The sequence below is a fragment of the Paenibacillus sp. A3M_27_13 genome (assembly GCF_024213315.1).
In the GTDB taxonomy this organism is placed as follows: Bacteria; Bacillota; Bacilli; order Paenibacillales; family Paenibacillaceae; genus Paenibacillus; species Paenibacillus polymyxa_B.
Genome location: NZ_JANAVE010000003.1, coordinates 680,480 through 698,841, shown reverse-complemented (window position 1 = coordinate 698,841; position 18,362 = coordinate 680,480). Strand labels below are relative to the sequence as shown.

Annotated in this window: 15 protein-coding genes; 3 read left to right on the top strand and 12 right to left on the bottom strand. The window is 42.4% G+C overall.

All coding sequences use genetic code 11. The annotated features are described in order from the left end of the window. Positions 1-3: 3 nt before the first annotated feature. Together NLX82_RS16060 and NLX82_RS16055 are read right to left on the bottom strand one after the other, a co-directional pair. Complete coding sequence (locus NLX82_RS16060; protein WP_023990607.1) at positions 4-231, bottom strand: aspartyl-phosphate phosphatase Spo0E family protein; 228 nt, start codon at positions 229-231, stop codon at positions 4-6. 205 nt (positions 232-436) lie between these two features. Beyond that, positions 437-1,846, bottom strand: coding sequence for a DNA-binding protein (locus tag NLX82_RS16055; RefSeq protein WP_254348543.1), 1,410 nt, complete (start codon positions 1,844-1,846; stop codon positions 437-439). 257 nt (positions 1,847-2,103) lie between these two features. Here NLX82_RS16055 and NLX82_RS16050 point away from each other — a divergent pair, with 257 nt between their 5' ends. Beyond that, complete coding sequence (locus tag NLX82_RS16050; RefSeq protein ID WP_254348542.1) at positions 2,104-2,484, top strand: helix-turn-helix domain-containing protein; 381 nt, start codon at positions 2,104-2,106, stop codon at positions 2,482-2,484. An 89-nt stretch (positions 2,485-2,573) separates the two neighbouring features. Here NLX82_RS16050 and NLX82_RS16045 read toward each other — a convergent pair whose 3' ends face one another. Continuing rightward, positions 2,574-3,971 (bottom strand): helix-turn-helix domain-containing protein, encoded by a 1,398-nt coding sequence (locus NLX82_RS16045; RefSeq protein WP_254348541.1) that lies wholly within the window; start codon positions 3,969-3,971, stop codon positions 2,574-2,576. 296 nt (positions 3,972-4,267) lie between these two features. Between NLX82_RS16045 and NLX82_RS16040 the strand changes: the two genes are divergently transcribed. Further along, on the top strand, positions 4,268-4,843 hold the full coding sequence (locus NLX82_RS16040) for an RNA polymerase sigma factor (RefSeq protein WP_023990611.1): 576 nt from the start codon (positions 4,268-4,270) through the stop codon (positions 4,841-4,843). Further along, positions 4,815-5,951 (top strand): DUF4179 domain-containing protein, encoded by a 1,137-nt coding sequence (locus tag NLX82_RS16035; protein ID WP_023990612.1) that lies wholly within the window; start codon positions 4,815-4,817, stop codon positions 5,949-5,951. The genes NLX82_RS16040 and NLX82_RS16035 overlap by 29 nt, the downstream gene beginning before the upstream one ends. Before the next feature lie 60 nt (positions 5,952-6,011). Here NLX82_RS16035 and NLX82_RS16030 read toward each other — a convergent pair whose 3' ends face one another. The 9 genes from NLX82_RS16030 to NLX82_RS15995 form a co-directional block, all read right to left on the bottom strand. Further along, positions 6,012-6,371 (bottom strand): BLB8/JUQZ-1 family protein, encoded by a 360-nt coding sequence (locus NLX82_RS16030; RefSeq protein WP_034095106.1) that lies wholly within the window; start codon positions 6,369-6,371, stop codon positions 6,012-6,014. A 298-nt stretch (positions 6,372-6,669) separates the two neighbouring features. Next, complete coding sequence (locus NLX82_RS27760; protein ID WP_367995885.1) at positions 6,670-7,392, bottom strand: DNA-binding protein; 723 nt, start codon at positions 7,390-7,392, stop codon at positions 6,670-6,672. A gap of 293 nt (positions 7,393-7,685) precedes the next feature. Then, complete coding sequence (locus NLX82_RS27755; RefSeq protein WP_367995884.1) at positions 7,686-7,967, bottom strand: helix-turn-helix domain-containing protein; 282 nt, start codon at positions 7,965-7,967, stop codon at positions 7,686-7,688. A gap of 192 nt (positions 7,968-8,159) precedes the next feature. Next, positions 8,160-12,215 carry a glycosyl hydrolase gene (locus NLX82_RS16020; protein WP_254348540.1) on the bottom strand — a complete coding sequence of 1,352 codons (4,056 nt, stop codon included), beginning with the start codon at positions 12,213-12,215 and terminating at the stop codon, positions 8,160-8,162. 302 nt (positions 12,216-12,517) lie between these two features. Then, positions 12,518-12,901 (bottom strand): hypothetical protein, encoded by a 384-nt coding sequence (locus tag NLX82_RS16015; protein WP_023990615.1) that lies wholly within the window; start codon positions 12,899-12,901, stop codon positions 12,518-12,520. 273 nt (positions 12,902-13,174) lie between these two features. Beyond that, positions 13,175-13,732, bottom strand: a complete 558-nt coding sequence (locus tag NLX82_RS16010) for a class I SAM-dependent methyltransferase (protein WP_023990616.1) — start codon at positions 13,730-13,732, stop codon at positions 13,175-13,177. A gap of 177 nt (positions 13,733-13,909) precedes the next feature. Continuing rightward, entirely contained in the window at positions 13,910-15,226 is a 1,317-nt protein-coding gene (locus NLX82_RS16005; RefSeq protein ID WP_254348539.1) for a PDZ domain-containing protein, read from the bottom strand. 165 nt (positions 15,227-15,391) lie between these two features. After that, the gene (locus NLX82_RS16000; RefSeq protein ID WP_023990618.1) at positions 15,392-16,858 is read right to left on the bottom strand and encodes a S41 family peptidase; all 1,467 of its coding nucleotides are present in this window, start codon (positions 16,856-16,858) and stop codon (positions 15,392-15,394) included. 206 nt (positions 16,859-17,064) lie between these two features. Continuing rightward, positions 17,065-18,348: a M23 family metallopeptidase gene (locus NLX82_RS15995; RefSeq protein WP_023990619.1), complete on the bottom strand. Its 1,284-nt coding sequence runs from the start codon at positions 18,346-18,348 to the stop codon at positions 17,065-17,067. Between the last annotated feature and the right edge of the window lie 14 nt (positions 18,349-18,362).

Genomic DNA, 18,362 nt, shown 5'->3' with positions numbered 1-18,362 from the left:
AGATTAATAAGATAGGACAAGCTCGTGTTGCTTCTCTTGTATTTGTGAACTTTGGGGTATGCTCTGTTGTCTACGATAGCTATATTTCCAGTCACTGTATTTATTAAGGAGTCGATCCAACTCCATGGACTTGATTAACACCCGCCGATCCTTCAATCCCACCTCATTCGCCAAATCATTTAGTTCCTTCCGCTTTTCTTCGATGCATTCCTCCAATTGTTTCCATTTCACATCAATAAACCTCCTGTTCGGTGTGGTATTTACATTAGTTTACAAGCTGATACCTTCCCTACAGGTTAAAAATATAATAAAACCCAATTCATCCCTTTAACGGGATGAATCAAAAAACCAGCCTTACTGAGGCTGGTTTTTTGATAACTATTAAGCTCCAGTTCCATGTCCAAAAACAGTAATAGTATGGGACAATTCAAAGAAACTAAAAAGCCCTATAATTAGCATGTATTTCAGGTTTTTTACTTGCATTGATTAAAACCTCCTCCATGATACTTTCATATTCTGCTTTTTGGTCTTTCGTGGCCTCAAGTCTGAATCTTTCGAACAAAGCTGTACAGACCATACACTTTTCTTTGTTATTGATTTCAAGATATTTTCTTAAGCTTTTTAAAATATAATAAACACCTTTCTCATGGAAAAGGTTATTAAACATATATATGGCCAGTTGGTAACACAAATCAGCATAAGTGTCATAACTAAATGACTGCTTATAGTAACTCGTACCAACAGATAATTCAGTATTAAAGGACGTCAGTTCGTTAGAAAACTGCTGTAGAATATGTTCTATCAAAAAATCATACTTGTTAGCCGACTCTACTATCGTTAATAACCCCAATAAAATTTCGGGAGGGTTACTTTTAAGAAATTGAATATACATTGGCAAACTACTTGTATCACCCATAAGAATATTCAAGTTAAGTTGATTAGCATTTGCCCAAAGTGTGAACCTTTGCACTTCTTGCTGACCAATTTCCCCTAAATCTTTAAACCAACTCAAATCGGAATAGCCAGAAATAAACTGCATGGCCTCTTCATATTTTCCTTGTTTTTCCAAAGCATTTCCCTTCGTCAAGTAACCTTGACCATAGTAGACAACTAAATGTCTCTCAGTTTTCAATGTAACATTCTTTTTATTAGTTTCTCTACTTTTACATACAATAGTTGCAAGCGCTCTTAATTCATCTGCATAACGCTCTGCTTCTTTCCAATGATGCAAGTTGTAATAAAGATTTGACAGTTTAAGCAGACCATCTAAATGATAATCTAAGGGCACCCGATTTCTAAAGGGTACGAATCTTAGTGCAGCTTCCAAATTTATCTTCATATTTTCACTAACAGATATTGAAAAAATTCTATAGTGACTGATAGCCAACCTCTCGGAATGTTGGTATTTCTCATTTTCAATGACACATTCATAGAAAGGAATTGCCTCTTGTAACTTCCCTTCTTCATAAAGTTCCTCTGCCAAAGCAAAGATTGTTGGAATGTGGTTAAGATCTTCCATTAAGCGTGAGAGCACTTTCTCCACGCATCGCAGATTTCCTACTTCAACACAACGAATCAGGAACGGCTTGACCCTTTTCCAATGTGGTCTTCCATCATAAAAACATTCATCCACATACAGGTCATACAACCAGCCTTCTGGATAATTAAAGGCTTTGGTAATCAGGTCCATTTGTCTTACCGAGATAGGTTTAGGCGGATTGCCGTTAAGCATAGCACTAAATATGCCCCGGTTAAGCCCCGTAGCTTGTCCAAAACTATTAAAAGTGTAGCCACCAAGTTTTAGTTCTTTCTCAATTTCCGAACGGATCGTGGTTGCATTTTCCAATAAAAACACCCCCGGCGTATTCAGATGATTTTAAAAAATCACCCTCCTCGACAATCAATTACAATATACTAGAAATTATATGAATAAATTGGATGACGGTCAACCCCTTTTCTACACTGATTTATTATATTATGGAATTTGATGTTTATTAAAATAGTTCTTACAAGAACTAAATATTGAATAATTAAGGCAATTTAATTACCTCCACGCTTAATCCAGCTTTGTCTACACTCATACTATAGGAGTGTGGGTTGTCTATGGAAACAACGAAACTATTAGGAACGAAAATCCGTCAATTTCGAAAATTGCGGGGTATTACACAAGAACAGTTAGCAGAAGCATCCGATTCAACAGGTTCCTATATCGGCAAGTTGGAGCGCGGCGAGGTCAATGTGCAGATCAAGACATTGGAGAAAATAGCAGAGGCACTAGACACAAACGTATTCGCATTTTTTGACTATAATCCATATGAAGAACTCAAAAGCCAGCCCTGGATATGGGAATGCGTTCATATCCTTTCTCAGCAGAGTGAAGCGGATCAGAATAAAGCTTATCGCATTTTAAAGGAACTTTTCTCGTCAGAGAGTGAGCTTTCTGATAATAACCCTGATAATTCAAATGGTAATGAAAAAATTTAGATTTCCGGATAGTCTTGCTATTTAAATAGCAAATAGGCTATGTTTCTCTGCCTAATAATAGTAGAAGGGCACATAGCCTTTTATAAGTTTCAAGAAGTCATTTGCTTAATATTACTTTCAACAGTTTTAAGTACTTTTTCATATTCTGCCCGTTGTTCATGTGTCGAACGCTCTTTGTATTTCTCAAACAACAACGTGATAGACTTGATATAGAAAGCTTTATCATTCAACTGTGAGGATGCTTTGAGACTGTTCAGCATACTGTCGATCGCCTCAGAGTAGTTTCCCTTATTAAAATGGTATCGACTAAGCTCAAGAAAAAAACGAGAATAGGTCACTAGATCATAGTTCGTCTTATAATAAGAAATATTTATGCGTAGGTCACTAGATTCATTAATATTCTCAGCAAAAAGGATCAGTATATCGTCTATTGTGTAATTGTAAGTATTTGCCGACTCTATTATGGTTAATAGCCCAAGTAATATTTCCTGAGTATTATTCCTAATAAGTTCCACATAGGCGGGTAAATTAGTCATATCTCCCATTAGAATTTCTAAATTCAAACGGTTTGCCTCTGCCCACATTTCAAATTTCTGTGCCTCTAAAACTCCCACTTCATCTAGCGCTTTAAAAGCAGTCAATTTTTCATAGTAAGGTATAAATTTCATTGCTTCTTCATACAGCCCTTGCTTTTCAAGGGCAACCCCCTGTATTAAATAGGCTTGACCATAATAGACGATGAGATGTCTTTCTGTATTTAGAGGTTTGATTTCACGTTTTTTCAACCTAGTTTGAATCTGCTGTTCAAAAATATTTTTGGTGATCTCCTCAAGTTCTTTAGCATATTGTATAGTTGTCTCACAATCATCAGCTTGGTAGTACACATTTGCCAGCTTTAATAAAGCATCCAATTGATGAGATTCAGGCAAATTTTTGCGATAAGGAGCAAATTTTATAGCTTGTTGACGATTATTCTCCAAATCTTTGTTTAAAGAACAAGAAAATAGCCTAAACTGGCTGATTGCCAACCGCTCGGAATGATGATACCTTTCGTTCTCTATCACACACTCGTAAAAGGGGATCGCTTCCTTTTCCTTGCCTGCTTCGTGCAGTTCTTCTGCAAACTCAAATACCGTCGACACATAGGATAAGTCCTCCGTTAGTCTCGACAATACCTTTTGAATACACTCCTTCCTCCCCAACTCCACACAACGCAATAAAAAAGGTTTGATCCGTTTCCAGTGCCCTTTCCCCTCGTGAAAGCATTCATCTATGTATAACTCATACAACCAGCCTTCGGGATATCCTAATGCCTTAGTAATCAAGTCCATCTGCCGAACGGAGATTGGCTTGGGTGGGTTACTGTTCAGCATGGTGCTGAATGTACCACGGTTAATACCGGATATTTTACTAAAGCTGCTAAATGTATATCCCCTTTGCTTTAGTTCGGTCTCTATCTTCGAGCGGATCGTAGGTGTATGTTCCATTTCAATCCCCCTCAATATAGTTTCAGACATATCGTAAGTCATACTTAGCATGTGATTTCGACCATAAGAACTTCATTTTATTACAAAATAATTAAAATAGTGAAATATATGGTCTATAAAGTCATTTTATTTTATGATGCCTTAGAAAGAAGCCTTTTTTTTACGAATTCCGTGATAATTGAAAAGTTGAATGAGGTACATCTGGAGAAGCATTAAAAGCAAACTTCAAGTTTTTTTATTGGAATGTCACAAACGCACACCTTTTTCAGTTATATAGGCAGAAAGGAGGGACGTTAATGGAAAAACTACATGCAAATAATCAAGACACAGATATCAATCTTGTCATAGAACAGGTCCAAGCGGGCGACAAACAGGCATATACACATATCATACGACGTTATCAACAGCAGATCTTTTTATATTGCTACTACTTACTTAAAAATCAGGAAGAAGCAGAAGATGCCGCTCAAGAAATATTTATTAAAGGGCTTGAGCACATCGAGCAGTTCGTACCTACAGTCTCTTTTTCAGCTTGGCTTTACAAAATCGCTCAAAATCATTGTACTGACCTATTAAAAAGAAACGCTAGAACATTCAAGTCCTTCATTCAGTACAAACTGAATCTAAAGCAACAGCCAATACACGAGTATACAAATTTAATTCACGAGTTACTGGATCAGCTAACATTAAAAGATCGCCAGATTTTATTATTACGTTCGCTTGAGGATTACAACTACGAAGAGATTGCAACAATTATGGGGCTAAAATCAGCCACGATCCGAAAAAGATATGAGCGACTCCGTAAAAAGCTAATTAACTACAATGAAAAGGGAGGAAAACAAATTGAGCACTCATTTAAACCCGGAAGATAAAGAAATCGAGCACTTACAAAAGCTTATTCGGAATACTCCAATACAAGTGGATTTAATAGATAGAACTATGGAACGCTATAGTAAAATGAAAACAAGACGCTATCAGCACTCTAACTCTCGTTCAAAAAGAGTTCGCAATGCCTTTTTCGGAACCTCCGCCGCACTTGTAATGGCGTTTGCACTTGTCGTTAGTACTGGATTTATTTCACCAACAATGGCTGCTTCCTTGAAACAAATTCCAGGTATAGATTCTATATTCCAGCTTGCTGGTGATATTGGTTTACAAACAGCGGACGAAAAAGGGCTAGTATCCAAACCAAATCTTAGTGATACTCACGATGGCCTGACTCTCAGCGTACCAGAGGTCATGTTTGATGGAACACGTGTATCCATTGCCTTAGAACGACAAACCACTGACAAAAGATTTTTAAACACCGAATTACCCTTATTACTTGATGATTTAATACTTTCCATTAATGGAGAAGACATACACTCTTATGCACCTGCTAACACTAGCAACTCCATTGATCCTTATACGATACCTGGGAAAAATTCTAATTCAACAATTATACAATTTTCAGATTTACGTAACCAGGGAGGGAAGCCTTTCCCAGATAAGTTTAATTTAACAGTCTCCATGCCTGTCTCCGGCATTAAGCAACCATTTAAAATAGAAATTCCTGTGGAAAAGAACACCAAGAATAACTTGGTTTTTACACCGTCTCTTAAGCGAAAGTATTCAAACATTGACTATACCCTAGAAAAAGTTGAGCTCACACCGATTACAACCAGCATCACTACTCGCATAAAGCTACCTACTAATTCGAAAATTTCGTCACTTCCTTTTTTGGAGTATGAAATTTACGATGATAAAGGAAAACAACTGAAATCTATTAGCAGCAATGGTTGGAGTGCTACGGATGGCAACGTTCTAATAACTGATTCAAGATTTGAACCTTTCACCTCTCTCCCCAAATCAATTACTATAAAGGTCGACAAGGTTATCTTAAGAAAAGATGATAAGAGCAAATTTGAATTAGACAAAGATGGAAATCCAAAAATAGAGTATTTCCCTGATCTAGAGATTACTTACCCGATTAATCCATGATAATAAATAAGTGAAGGAAGTGAAGCGTACTTCACCTCCTTCACTGCATATAAGTACTATCTATCTTCTAACATCAAAAGTATAAACTCCAAGCTTGTCTCCATTAGATTTATATGCGGCTACTTGGGCTGTTCCATAACCGATCATTTTGGCCTTATTTCCATGAAGTTCGACAACATCACTTCCGTATAAAATCATCCAGTTAGAACCTTCCATAGCATATGAGCTACCTATACCTAATTTAAGTGTGGTATCCTGCTTTGTAATAGGTGGCTTTTCTCCTTTTGCAAGTTCAAAAGTTACCGTAACTGTCGCTGGTTTTACATCTGATGCCGATGAACTTACTGGTGAAGCCGAGGCTACTCCCCCTAAAGATAAAGCTAACGCGGAAATTGATAGTGCTAAGATTGCTTTTTTCATTTGTCATTTCTCCTCTTTAATAGTCTTCTTTAAAAGTTCTTAAGCTACTAAACACCTTGCTTTATGTCTGTGACTACGTTTCTGTTATTCTCAAGCTATGAGTACTTTACTAATCAAACATTGAACTTCCAAGCAATTGTAGACATCACCAAAATACTAGTTTTTTCATTTTTTCATCTCCTCCCTTCTAATTAATTCCATTCTAATTCTTGATGTGTTACAACTAGCAATAAAATAAACATATCATTTCTTTTTTTACAAAATAATCAATAAAAAAGACCAATCCCTTAAAATTGGCCTAGTCTAATTGCATATGATCTTGAAGACTCTCAATAGAAACTGGTGGCTCAAACCAATTTCTTTGCTTGGATAATGAAAGATAATTAAGGGTATCCTTTTGCCCTTTTAGTATTCTCCCACGTCTGTAATGGTAAATGGCAAGCTGATACATGTAACAATAATAATAGGTCAATTGTTTAACATCATCAGATTCCTGTAATCCCTTTATTTGCTCAGAATATTTATCAATAATAGAGTCTACATCAAAATCATATTTATTAGCAGTTTCAAGTATAGTTACAAGTCCGGAACTTATTTCTTCAGGGTGATTTTCGAGGAAAGTTATATACGCCGGAAGTATATCTCTCTTGCCTAAGAGTAAATCTAAAGTATAAGAGTTTGCTTCAGCCCATACACGGAATTGCTCCACATCTGCTTCACCTTCTGAATCAAGCCCTTTAAACCAACTTAAATCTGCATAGCCTTCAAGCTCTGCCCTTGCCTCCTTAATACATCCTTTCTTTTGTAAAGCTGTTGAGACAGAAAGGAACCCGTATCCATAGTAAAATACCAAATGTCTCTCTGCACGCAACCATGTAGTTGTTCTTCTGTTTTCCTTTCTTATTTGCTGATTCCTATAGATTACATAAGCTAGATTCTTTAGTTCATGGCCGTACTTTTCTACCTCATCCCATTTGTGTAAGTAAAAATATATATTTGTGATTTTATGAATCGCCTCCAACTGATAACGCTCAGGAAGCAAATTATGATAAGGTATAAATTCCTATACTAACTCAAGGCTCTTTTCCAAGTCAGACATTGTACATGCCTTAAACCTTTTGTATTGGCTTATAGCTAACCGCTCCGAATAACGATATCTCTCATTTTCAATTACACACTCATAAAAGGGGATAGACTCCTTTTTCTTTCCTGCTTCGTGTAGTTCTTCTGCAAGCTCAAATATCGTCGGTACATAGGACAAGTCCTCGGTCAGTCTCCACAATACCTTTTGAATACAGTCTTTTCTCCCTAACTCTACACAACGCAATAAAAAAGGCTTAATCCGTTTCCAGTGCCTTTCCCTTCGTAAAAGCATTCATCTATGTATAACTCATACAGCCAGCCTTCGGGATATCCCAATGCCTTGGTAATCAGGTCCATCTGCCGAACAGAGATTGGCTTGGGTGGGTTACTGTTCAACATGGTGCTAAATGTACCACGGTTAATTCCAGATATTTTACTGAAACTGCTAAATGTATATCCCCTTTGCTTTAGTTCTGTCTCTATCTTCGAGCGAATCGTAGGTGTATGTTCCATGCTAATCCCTCTCTTTAGCTTGAAAAATTATATTTTTCATCTCTTCTAACGTTATAAGGTAATTTTGGTTCGTGATTCCTTAAACCTGAATATAATAATCAAACATATCTCTTGGAGTATTTTTGTACAAAAAAATGAGCAGGTAGGATACTAAATCCCCCTGCTCATTTCAGCGATAGTATTTATATCATTTTAATTAGCTGTCGGTTCGGTTCCCCAGACAAGTACGCCATTGTGATACAACGTAGCCTTCGTATGATCGGCATATGAAGTTTGCGTGCCTTTATACGAGTAATCGTCACTTTCGTTGTAGTTCGACCAGTCTGTTTTATGAATACGGGTTTGAATTTCGCCCGTGCTTCCTCCAGGTGCTAACACGCCTCCATTCGAGTTGAAGCTGACTTCCAAATAATAATCAGCACCGGTTGCAGCTTTATCCATTTTAACCAGCTTACCATTCAGCTTCGAGCAGCTCAGCACCGCATAGTCGCAGTTAAATGTCTGGTCACGGTCACCGTCGATCGTGTAGTAGTAGCGAAGTTTCAACTCGTTGATCGGTACGGAGGTTGTACCTTTATTTAAAATTTGGAAATGCGGCTTCAAGTTATTGTCGTTCACATTTGTATCCGCTACGCGATACTGGAGCACAAATCCCGTTGTCGGCTGCTGAGTATCCGCTTTGGGTGCTGCGCTAGCCGTGTTCGAAACCGTTTGACCTGCATCGTTCTTCGCTACGACTTGGTAATAGTACATCGTGTCTGCCGTTACGGCTATGTCGGTGTAGCTGCTTCCGTATACATCGCTCGCCACTGTGGCGAAAGCGCCGTTTTCAGCTGTCGAACGCTTCACTTCATAGCTTGCTGCATTCGCTGATGCTGTCCAGCTCAGCTTTACTTTCGCCGTTTCGCCCGCTGCGTTCAGCGTGAAGCTGCCTGGTACTGATGGTTGCTCGGTAATGCCATACGTTTTTAAGTTAGTCGGGAGCTTTTCAAGCGTAATGACGTTCGGATGATTATACACTTTTTTCAGATGCTCAAGACTGTTTTGTTTGCCGTCTCTCAAGAAATCCCCATACCATGTAGCGAACCAGCTCCAATGGGCTTGATACGCCTTCATCAGATCAGGGTCCGGGATAGGTCCGTTTTCGCTCATGGCAACTAGCTTTTTGTCCTTGCCCAATGTAACAAGGTCTTCATATTTTGCAATTTGCGGGCTGTAGTCGCCTGCTTGCGGATAAGAGTCGAAGCTCAAAATATCCACATACTCATGTCCCGGATACCAGTCGGGAGCAACAGAGTTCCAGACCCAGATCAGATTGTTCAATTTGTGCACATTAGTCAAACGATCGTGCATCAAAATATACAATTTTTTAACAGGCTCAGGACCTTTAGCGCCCCACCAGAACCATTTGCCTTCCGCTTCGTGCAAAGGACGGAACAGGACAGGAACTTTCGCATCCTGCAACTTCTTCAATTGCCCTGCAATCACATCGATGTCGCGAATAAGCAATTTATAATCTTCGGACTCTGGATGATTCATCGCATATTCTATATCGAATGTAGTCGAATCGGCATAGAAGCCTCTCCACCATTCTTTTCCCTGCGTATCGATCAGACCTTTCGGCGCGTTCCAGTGCCATGCAAAGGTAACGATGCCCCCTTGCTTATCCCATTCAATCGCCTTTTCCGTCTCTGTGGAACTAAGACCGTGTTCCGCTCTGCTTGGGGAATAGTCAATCAGGTCAAGTGCCGCAATAGCCGGCTTTTTACCTACATTCGCTTGAAGCCAATCAATTTCGGGCATATCCTCTTGACCGGAAAGCATATTCTTCCCGTATTGATCAACCAGATAGTTCATCAATGCTCTTGCTTCTACCGTCGCATTCGGATTGGTGAGCGTTTTGGTTACTGCATGTGGTGGACGGTCAGCAGCTGGCTCCAGCTTGACGTAGTCGATATCATACCAGCCCCAGCCTGTTTCAAAACCGATCGTATTCGCCCCTGCATTCAACAGAACCTTACCACCGGAGGTTTCTTTAAAATCAGCCGATTTCCAAAGTACCAGCTCGCCAGACGCTTTGTCGTTTAAAGAGAAGTTGGTGCGTTTGTCATCATGAGGCGAACGGTAGCCGATTGTAAGATTGTACAAGCCTGCCGCCTCTGCCTGGATCGTCATCGTCAGGGAATCCCCTGCATTGTGGAAATTAGTTACATAACCAGTACCGGAGAAGCCGGTCCCGCTGGATTCCACAATGGTTCCCTTCAGCGTGCCATCTTCGGCTTCATAGCGATCCTGTTCGTCTACAGGCGTTCGCGGAACCGCTTTCAAAACATTGGATTCGCTCGTTCCCGTCTTTGTTTTTGCGGTTATTTTATAATAATAAGAAGTGCCGTTCGTTACGTTCGTATCCGTATAAGACGTTTCGACCAAGTTGGATGCTACAGCAGCAAAAGGACCGTTTTCATACGTTGCCCGCTGTACGCTGTAACCTACAACTCCGCTGGAAGCGTCCCAGGATAAATCGACTTTCCCATCGCCAGCCTCAGCCCTCAGCGCAAAGCTTTCAGGATTTTCTACAGGCGTATCATTGCCAGCAGTCAACACGATGTGATAAGCCGTCAAAGGCGGTACTGTATAGGTAAAGCGGTTGCCTGAAATTTGCGTAATTGGCGCTGCTTCCTTAATTTGCGAGCTATTTTTGTCGAAGCCCCATACTTTACCGAAACCGTAAGTCGTCTCGCCGGAAAGATCAAATTGGGCGTCGAATGCACTGTCCATGCTTTTATTCATGACAACGAGGTGCAGTTCTTTGTAGGATGCATCCGTTACGGAAGCATGCACCGAGCTATTAACAATATCCGACGTTTGCGCATGAACGCTGATATCACCGAAAGTAGAGCTTTTTCCGTCAAAATTGCGGTAAAGCTTGTAAGCGGCACTAACGTAGTTATTAGCACCATCCTTTAACTTCCAGTAGTTTGCCATATAGACGTCGTTTTTGCCCAAGATGCCCAGCACATCAGTCATAGCGATACCGCCGGAAATATCATTTTCGCCGCCATAGCTATACTCAGTCAAAGCCAGCTTGGTTCCTGGGTAATACTTATCCACCGACTGCTTTAATCGAGGCAGTATAGGCAAGAATTCGCTGTTCCATTGAGCAATCCAGCTATCTTCCTTGTAGGTCGGATCCCACAAAGTACGAGGCGCTTGCATTCTGGCTTTCTTCGTTTCGTCGTTGCCTACTTCATTTGTAATTCGTATGCCCCCGCCCATCGCTTCAGGATACCAGTGTACATCGAAGACATCCAGCAATCTCTTGCCTTCGGCTTGCGAGCTGAGACGCATTTGATCCAGGTAATAGTCCACGAACCAGCTGTAGTTGCCTTTTACAGAGTTCCAATCAGGTGCAGTTTGAAGATCTTTATAGGCGCCAAAACCGTAAAGAACGGGCCCAAAAATTTCCGCACCCGCGTCAACCGCTTTAACAGCTTTGGATAAACTTACCGACCGGTCTACCAACTCTTTGGCTCCAACCTTTTCACCATGAATACGCGGATGCGTATGCGACCAGAGAGCGGGTTCATTGTCGAGCGCATATCCTTTCACGCCCGTTTTTGTTGAAGCAACGCCGTACTTTTTCACTAAAAAGTTGACGAATTCATCCGCATAAACCTGATTGTCATTCAGATCAGGCTGTAGTTGGAACGGCGCATTTTTAGCGTTTACGACCTCATTCCACCGAGCGGAAGGAGCCTTTTCGCTTTCCTGCACACTTCCGTTTCCATCCTTGGCCACATAACCGGCCATCGGCAGCGTAACTAAAGAATAAGTGCCCAGCTTCAGCGATTGATCATGAAACGAAGTCGTCACCGCCCCCGGCTTTTCACATTCAGCTTTTGTCAGACCGCCATTGTTGCATAAATAGTTATCGCTGGATTGCTCCCAATCGCTTCCTGCATTGGACATATTGTTTTCCCAGTTGTATCCGGTCATTCGATTGCCACCAAGTCGTCTGGCAGTCAGATTCTCATCGCCTGCCAACTCCTGATTCGTACCGTAAATATAAGGGCTAATAGGCTTACGATCCTTGGATGTATCGACTTTAATGGTAACAGTCTTTGCCGTTTGACCGTGAACTACAGTTGGAGTCGGTAGAGCACCCCCTACTATAATCGTGCATGCCATGACGACAGGCAGCCATTTGGAACGTTTGGACCAAATACTACTACTATTTTTCGCCTTCATGCCGCTTCCTCCCTTCAATTTAAAAAGAGCGGCACCCATACGAATGCCCCTCCTTGAGGCTTTAAGGCCCCTTCCCTGTCCCCAAACGAGCTTATCGTTCCGTTGCAGCGTCATATCCATGCTTGAAATGTTCCAGCCGAAAACAACACCCTCTTTCTTTGAAACTGGATTTATAATATTACCTTAACACAAAGGTATATTGACATTTTTAACTATTGTTTTAATTAGCTAGTATTAATTTCTTAAATAACCATATAGCTTGAGGTATCACAATAGCTCTTGCTCATCCACACTCGTCTTCCCTAGCGCACTTTATCCTTTTGAATAAGCTTATAATAGATGCGTGCAGGCTCTGATTCTCCAGTGGATAAAATGTATTCTGCTAAAGGTGCGCACAGTTTTTGGAGATAAAAGGAGTATAGCAGCTCGGCCGTGTCAAAATGAATTTTCAACACTTGCTTCATCAAGCCTTCGAATTTGGAGTAATCCAGTTCTTCCGGGGTAATATCAAACGGGTACTCAGGAAAGGTTTTTTTCTGAATTTCAACAAACTGCTCCCTAAGCTTCGGTTGATTGCCTGAACGGGCAGCCGAGAAATTCATCATAAAAAAAGATACAAAATCCGTCTCACGGTCACTTAACTCATAGTACTCACACCAACGCATGAATATCAGCGGTTTTACCATATATAAATCTCCTTTAACAAAAGTTCAGATTTATCATGAATCTTACAAAAATCTAGCGGGTTCCATCTTATGTAATATATAGGTTAAGCCCCATTTTAAAATATGATTCCTTAAATGAATTTTGCTTTTTAACATATCCCCTTCTTATATATCCATAAAAGTGCACAACAAAAAAAGACTGTTTCAGCATTTTAATGACGCTGACCAAGTCTTCTCATAATTATCCGTATATTCACATTCGTATTTATTCTAATCCTCTACATAGCTGCAAGGTTACAGGCTGCAAGTGAACACATAAGCGGGAGGGACATTGCAGTTTACCTTTTTAATCTGAATGTCAGCAAAAAAGGTGCGAAAAAAATTGTGTTTGACCTTGCTGTACTGGAACGTAATAAATTTGCCTTCCTGGCCCAAAACCTCAGCCGTTTGTCCCAAAATGAGGCTGGATAATGCAGCGGGCAAGCTGGTGAAAGGGAGCCCTGACACGACATAATCCACTTTTGGGACCTCATACTGTCGTATATACTGCGCTACATGCTCAGCCGATCCATGAATAATGTGTACCCTCTCCAGGTGTCCGTACTTGCTTTGTAGCGTTTTGTAAAACGATTCATTAGCTTCAATCACTAAAAGTAGCGTTTCTGGACGCTTGTTCAAAATAAGCTCTTGCGTAAACACACCGGTTCCTGCACCATATTCAATAATGCACGATGCTTTGTCAAAGTAAATCGGTGTGGCAATTTGTTTGGCCAACTGTCTTGAGCTGGGTATAACAGCGCCTACGCTACGTGGATGCCTGATGTACTCTCGAATAAAGTGAATCGCGTTCATCTTTTTCTCTCCCTGCTTGACACACATGATAGGCATTCGGTTCATCAACACTTCTTATTACATATTCATTGTATACCGATCAGAATATTGATTTCAAGCAGGCTACTGTCGGCATATAAAAAGAGCGTAGCCTTATTCGACTCTAATCAAATAATGACTACCCTCTTGTTGTAACATCTATTTGTCCATGGTATCCAAATGTGCACCCTCTGCCTGCGATGCCTGTCCAGCTTTACGTCGTCGTGCGCCTATGTGCATGGCAACAATCCGATAGATGGAGGCTGGCTGTATGGATACGGCCCAGCTCGCGTCTGCATCCGGTGCAAGCACGACCCCTAGCTGGTGATGATCGCCATCGTACATGCCTCGCTGCACAAACTTGCTCTCGCCCTGCAGATTGCGTACCTCCAGCTTACAAAAAGCAGAGTTGATTCGCAAGGCCTGGTGTAACTCGGCACGGGTATTCACAACAACCCCATTCACGCGGTAAATGGCCTCGCCCGGCAGTATGCCCATGGCTGTCGCTGGACTGTCTGGCAGCACAGCGAGAACACGCATCCCTTGCTCCGGATGGACAAACATCGGGCTAAGACGACTTTCCTCTATATTACCATACCAGATCAGCGCCTCATGAGCCAGAAAGGAGAATAACGCTGCTAACAATATCAGCGGATTCCACCAAGCAGCCAGCAAGCTCAGCAGAAGTAAAGCCACACTGTACAGGAGCAAACGGTTCGAAGTAAGTACCGCCTTCTGTCGTGGTAGCTGGCCTAGCGTCACGCTACTGAAGCCCATTAGGACTGGCAAGGCTGCCAGCATATACCCGGTTCCGGCATCGCCGCCGAACAAAGGTGTCCAGGGAAGCATGAAGCCTCCCTGAGTCGGTACCAACAACAACAACGGAATGGGCCAGAGGTCTTCCATACGATAACCGCCAACCAATCTTCCCCGTTTGCCCTCGACAAACAGCGGAGTGGCCGCCTTCCCCCCTTGCCAGCGAACCAACAGCGCCTCAGCCACATGCAGCACGGCGACCAACACCAACAGTGCTGGAATATCCAATCCGCGGATGGCTGCTACTGATGTTCCGAACGCTCCCCCAGGTTGCCAGCCACTGGCCACGTTTAAGAAAAACTGAACCACACCTAGCAGACCTACCGAATAAGCGAGACACAGGTAACGGACGCGTACCAGCATGAGCAGTAATGTCGCTACCCACAGGCACACGATGGAAGCCGAGTTCAGATGCACACTGACGAACATTCCCAGAGCAGATAGCGCCATTCCAGCAAGCAAACCACTCCATACGACACGCCAGGTCTCTGCAGCCCAGCTATGCATTTTGGTATGAAATAGCTTGCGCTCCAGCAGCATTTGCCGACGATAACCAAGTGCTACAATGAGTATTGAGATATAATAAAACGGCTGCAAAAGCAGGTACAAGCAAGCATTCAAGACGCTCCATCCCCATTGTAATGCCCATTCCAAGTCCATTCACACTCCTTATGCCCCTGGCCCGCTGTATAGCGGATCACGTACATTTCATATCCATTTATTCTATATGAAATTGCCAACGTAGGGAAGACAAACCGACAGACTGCAAATAAATCCCAATATAAAAGGAGGCTGTTTCCAGCCCCCCTTGTTGTAGCCTCACTATTATTTCGCTGCGCTTGTCTTCATTTCCTTCCGAATCTCTTCAATCCCCTGCTTGAGTTGATTATCATTTTTCGGATCACGAATTTTCTCAATCAGCTTGGCTTCCATCGCTGCTGCTGTCTTCGCATCAATGATGCCGCTAGCCGTCAGCTTCGCTTGTTTTTGGAAAGCAATAACAGAGCTTTCCGTTACTTTGTCAAAATAGCCATCCTCGCGACCTGGTTTGTAACCCAAGCCTTGCAGAATGATTTGTGCATTTTTCACATCACTGCTATTCATATTGTATTTCAAGGACTTTTCCTTATTCAGCGGTGCTGCTGTGAAGTATTCAGGCTGTTCCACCGCGATATTCGGCTTAATCCCTTTTTTATGAATCCACGTTCCATTTGGCGTTAACCATTTGGCAATCGTGATTTTGAGCAGGCTACCGTCACCCATTTGCTTGTCATAGCTGGTTTGTACAGTACCTTTACCAAAGGAATTTTCCCCGATCAACACAGCACCTGCTGATTGCTGGAGAGCACCTGCCAGAATTTCGGACGCACTTGCGCTGCCTTTATTCATTAGCAAAGTCACTGGATAGTTCTTACGTGATCCTTTGGATTTCTCTTCTTCACGCTTCTGATTCTTGTCTTCCACTTGTACAATCGTTTTGCCAGAAGGTACAAATTGCTGTGCAATATCAATGACCACGGAAAGCACGCCGCCCGGGTTATTACGCACGTCAATGACGAGCCCTTTAAGCCCTTGTTTTTCGAGCTTCGCTAACTCTTCCTTGAAACGTTCTGCTGTATTCAAGGAGAACTGGGTGATCGTGATGACGCCTACACCGTCGCTTTCCATATGAGCCGTTACAGTTTCCATATCAATGTTGTCACGGGTAATCGTGTATTCGAGCGGATCAGGAGAGCCACTGCGCTGAATTTTGACTTTTGCCTGACTGCCTTTAGGCCCACGGATTTTGGAAACGGCCTTGTTTAGATCCAATCCGTCCAGTGTTTCACCATTAACAGACAAAATAATATCCTTAGAGCGTAACCCTGCCTTCTCTGCCGGGGAGCCTTTAATTGGCGTGACTACAACTACTTTCCCGTTTTCGGCCGCTACTTCGGCTCCGATCCCGGTAAAAGAACCTTCTATGGATTGCTCGAATTGTTGGGCAGTTTCTTTACCCATATAAGAGGAGTACGGGTCGCCGAGCGACTCCATCATACCATTGATGGCGCCATCCACCAGCTTGGTACGATCCACATCCTGATAATATTGTCCCTGAATCAGGTCCATCGCCGTCTCGATTTTGCGGATATCACTTCTGGAGGTAGAACTGCTACCTGTCACACTCGCCAGCAGTCCTTCGCCCAGAGCGCTGTTCCCTACTGTAGTCGTTCCAGTATAGGCAAAAGTGAGCAGACTGCCGCCAAGCAGCCCGATCACCATCAAGAGTATCGCTGTACTTTTTTTCAACATCTAATCGTCCACCGCCTTCTCATTATCTTGTATCCTATTGCCTTACAACGCATATCCATCCACGAAGTATACGTCTAGCTTGTACGGAATATGTTAATTGTATCCTACTCCGTGTCTCAATGCACATGTTCTTCATCGGATATTAACCATTACAGCAAAGCCCTATCTACAACCGTAATGGCTATAAATAGGGCTTACCTTATCTACTATAAATAGTTCATCGGATTTACAGGTTTGTTATTTTCGCGCACCTCAAAATGACAGTGAGGTCCTGTGGAATTGCCCGTCGAACCAACTTCTGCAATTTTTTGACCACGTTTCACAGTCTGCCCGGTATGAACCACCGTACCGCCATTGCGAATGTGTCCGTATAGGGTCCATAGCCCGTCTCCATGGTCAATCACAACCGTATTTCCATAGCCACTCCACCATTCGGCAACAATGACAACACCATCTTCGGCTGCATGAATATCGGTTCCCTGAGGAGCCGCCATATCAACACCTGTGTGGCCTTTAAGCTTGCCGGTAATCGGATGTACCCGCATGCCAAAAGTAGATGAAAGTCGGTAATGGGATACAGGCGAAGCCAATGTGCCCGTTCCGCCTGTATACGTACTGGCTGCCGCATGGCTGGAATTCGAGGCGGCACCTGAGGATGAAGATGCATATCGTTTGGCTTCAGCCGCACGTGCAGCCGCTCTAGCGCGTGCTGCTTTGGCAGCCTGCTCCGCTCTAAGCTTGTTCTTCTCCTGCACCAGACCCACACGTTTGTTAGCGAGTGCTACCAGCATGTCATTTTGCTCTTCGCTGATTTCATCTGACTCAGCAATATCATGATCGTAATTGGAAATCAGTCTTTGTTTCTCTTTTTCCTTCGAATTCAGTTCTGCTTTGGCGTCCTGCTTGAGCGCATAGAGCTTCTTGGCATTTTTATATTCCGTGTCCAGCTGTTTCTTCTTGCTTACGACCAATGCCTTGTCCTTTTTATGCTCGTCCAACAGGATTTGATCCTGCTCCACGATCGTTTTCAAGGAATCTACCCGGCTGAGAAAGTCACTAAAACTGGACGAAGACATAAGCACGTCCATATATGAGACGGTTCCATCCGTATACATCAAACGCACACGAGTTTCCAGCATTTTTTCCCGTGACTGGATACGATCAATGGCCTCAGCTAAATCTTTTTTAGTCGCACGTAGATTATCTTCCGTTTGATCAATCTGAACCGCAACACGAGTCAGCTGATCACTGACGCTGTTAATCTGAGCAAGCACAATTTTCAGGTTTTGCACGGTTTTATTTTTGTAATGTTGAGCATACTGTTTATCTTGAGCAGCCTTTTCCTGTTGTTGCTTGGCAGATTGGGCCTGCTTTTCCAATTGGTTCAGCTGCGAATTGATTTCACTCATGCTTTTGGCATATCCGTCAGAAGGCTGGATTAGCAATGCGGCTACCAAGGTAGCGGCCAACACAGATCCTGTTTTTTTCAACTTGCACTCCCCAT

What these genes read in the sequence shown, in the direction of transcription:
- NLX82_RS27755 (WP_367995884.1), bottom strand. Translation starts at nt 7,967, where the DNA reads ATGGAACATACACCTACGATTCGCTCGAAGATAGAGACAGAACTAAAG.
- NLX82_RS16040 (WP_023990611.1), top strand. Translation starts at nt 4,268, where the DNA reads ATGGAAAAACTACATGCAAATAATCAAGACACAGATATCAATCTTGTC.
- NLX82_RS16050 (WP_254348542.1), top strand. Translation starts at nt 2,104, where the DNA reads ATGGAAACAACGAAACTATTAGGAACGAAAATCCGTCAATTTCGAAAA.
- NLX82_RS16020 (WP_254348540.1), bottom strand. Translation starts at nt 12,215, where the DNA reads ATGAAGGCGAAAAATAGTAGTAGTATTTGGTCCAAACGTTCCAAATGG.
- NLX82_RS16045 (WP_254348541.1), bottom strand. Translation starts at nt 3,971, where the DNA reads ATGGAACATACACCTACGATCCGCTCGAAGATAGAGACCGAACTAAAG.
- NLX82_RS16005 (WP_254348539.1), bottom strand. Translation starts at nt 15,226, where the DNA reads ATGGACTTGGAATGGGCATTACAATGGGGATGGAGCGTCTTGAATGCT.
- NLX82_RS16015 (WP_023990615.1), bottom strand. Translation starts at nt 12,901, where the DNA reads ATGGTAAAACCGCTGATATTCATGCGTTGGTGTGAGTACTATGAGTTA.
- NLX82_RS16000 (WP_023990618.1), bottom strand. Translation starts at nt 16,858, where the DNA reads ATGTTGAAAAAAAGTACAGCGATACTCTTGATGGTGATCGGGCTGCTT.
- NLX82_RS16030 (WP_034095106.1), bottom strand. Translation starts at nt 6,371, where the DNA reads ATGAAAAAAGCAATCTTAGCACTATCAATTTCCGCGTTAGCTTTATCT.
- NLX82_RS16010 (WP_023990616.1), bottom strand. Translation starts at nt 13,732, where the DNA reads ATGAACGCGATTCACTTTATTCGAGAGTACATCAGGCATCCACGTAGC.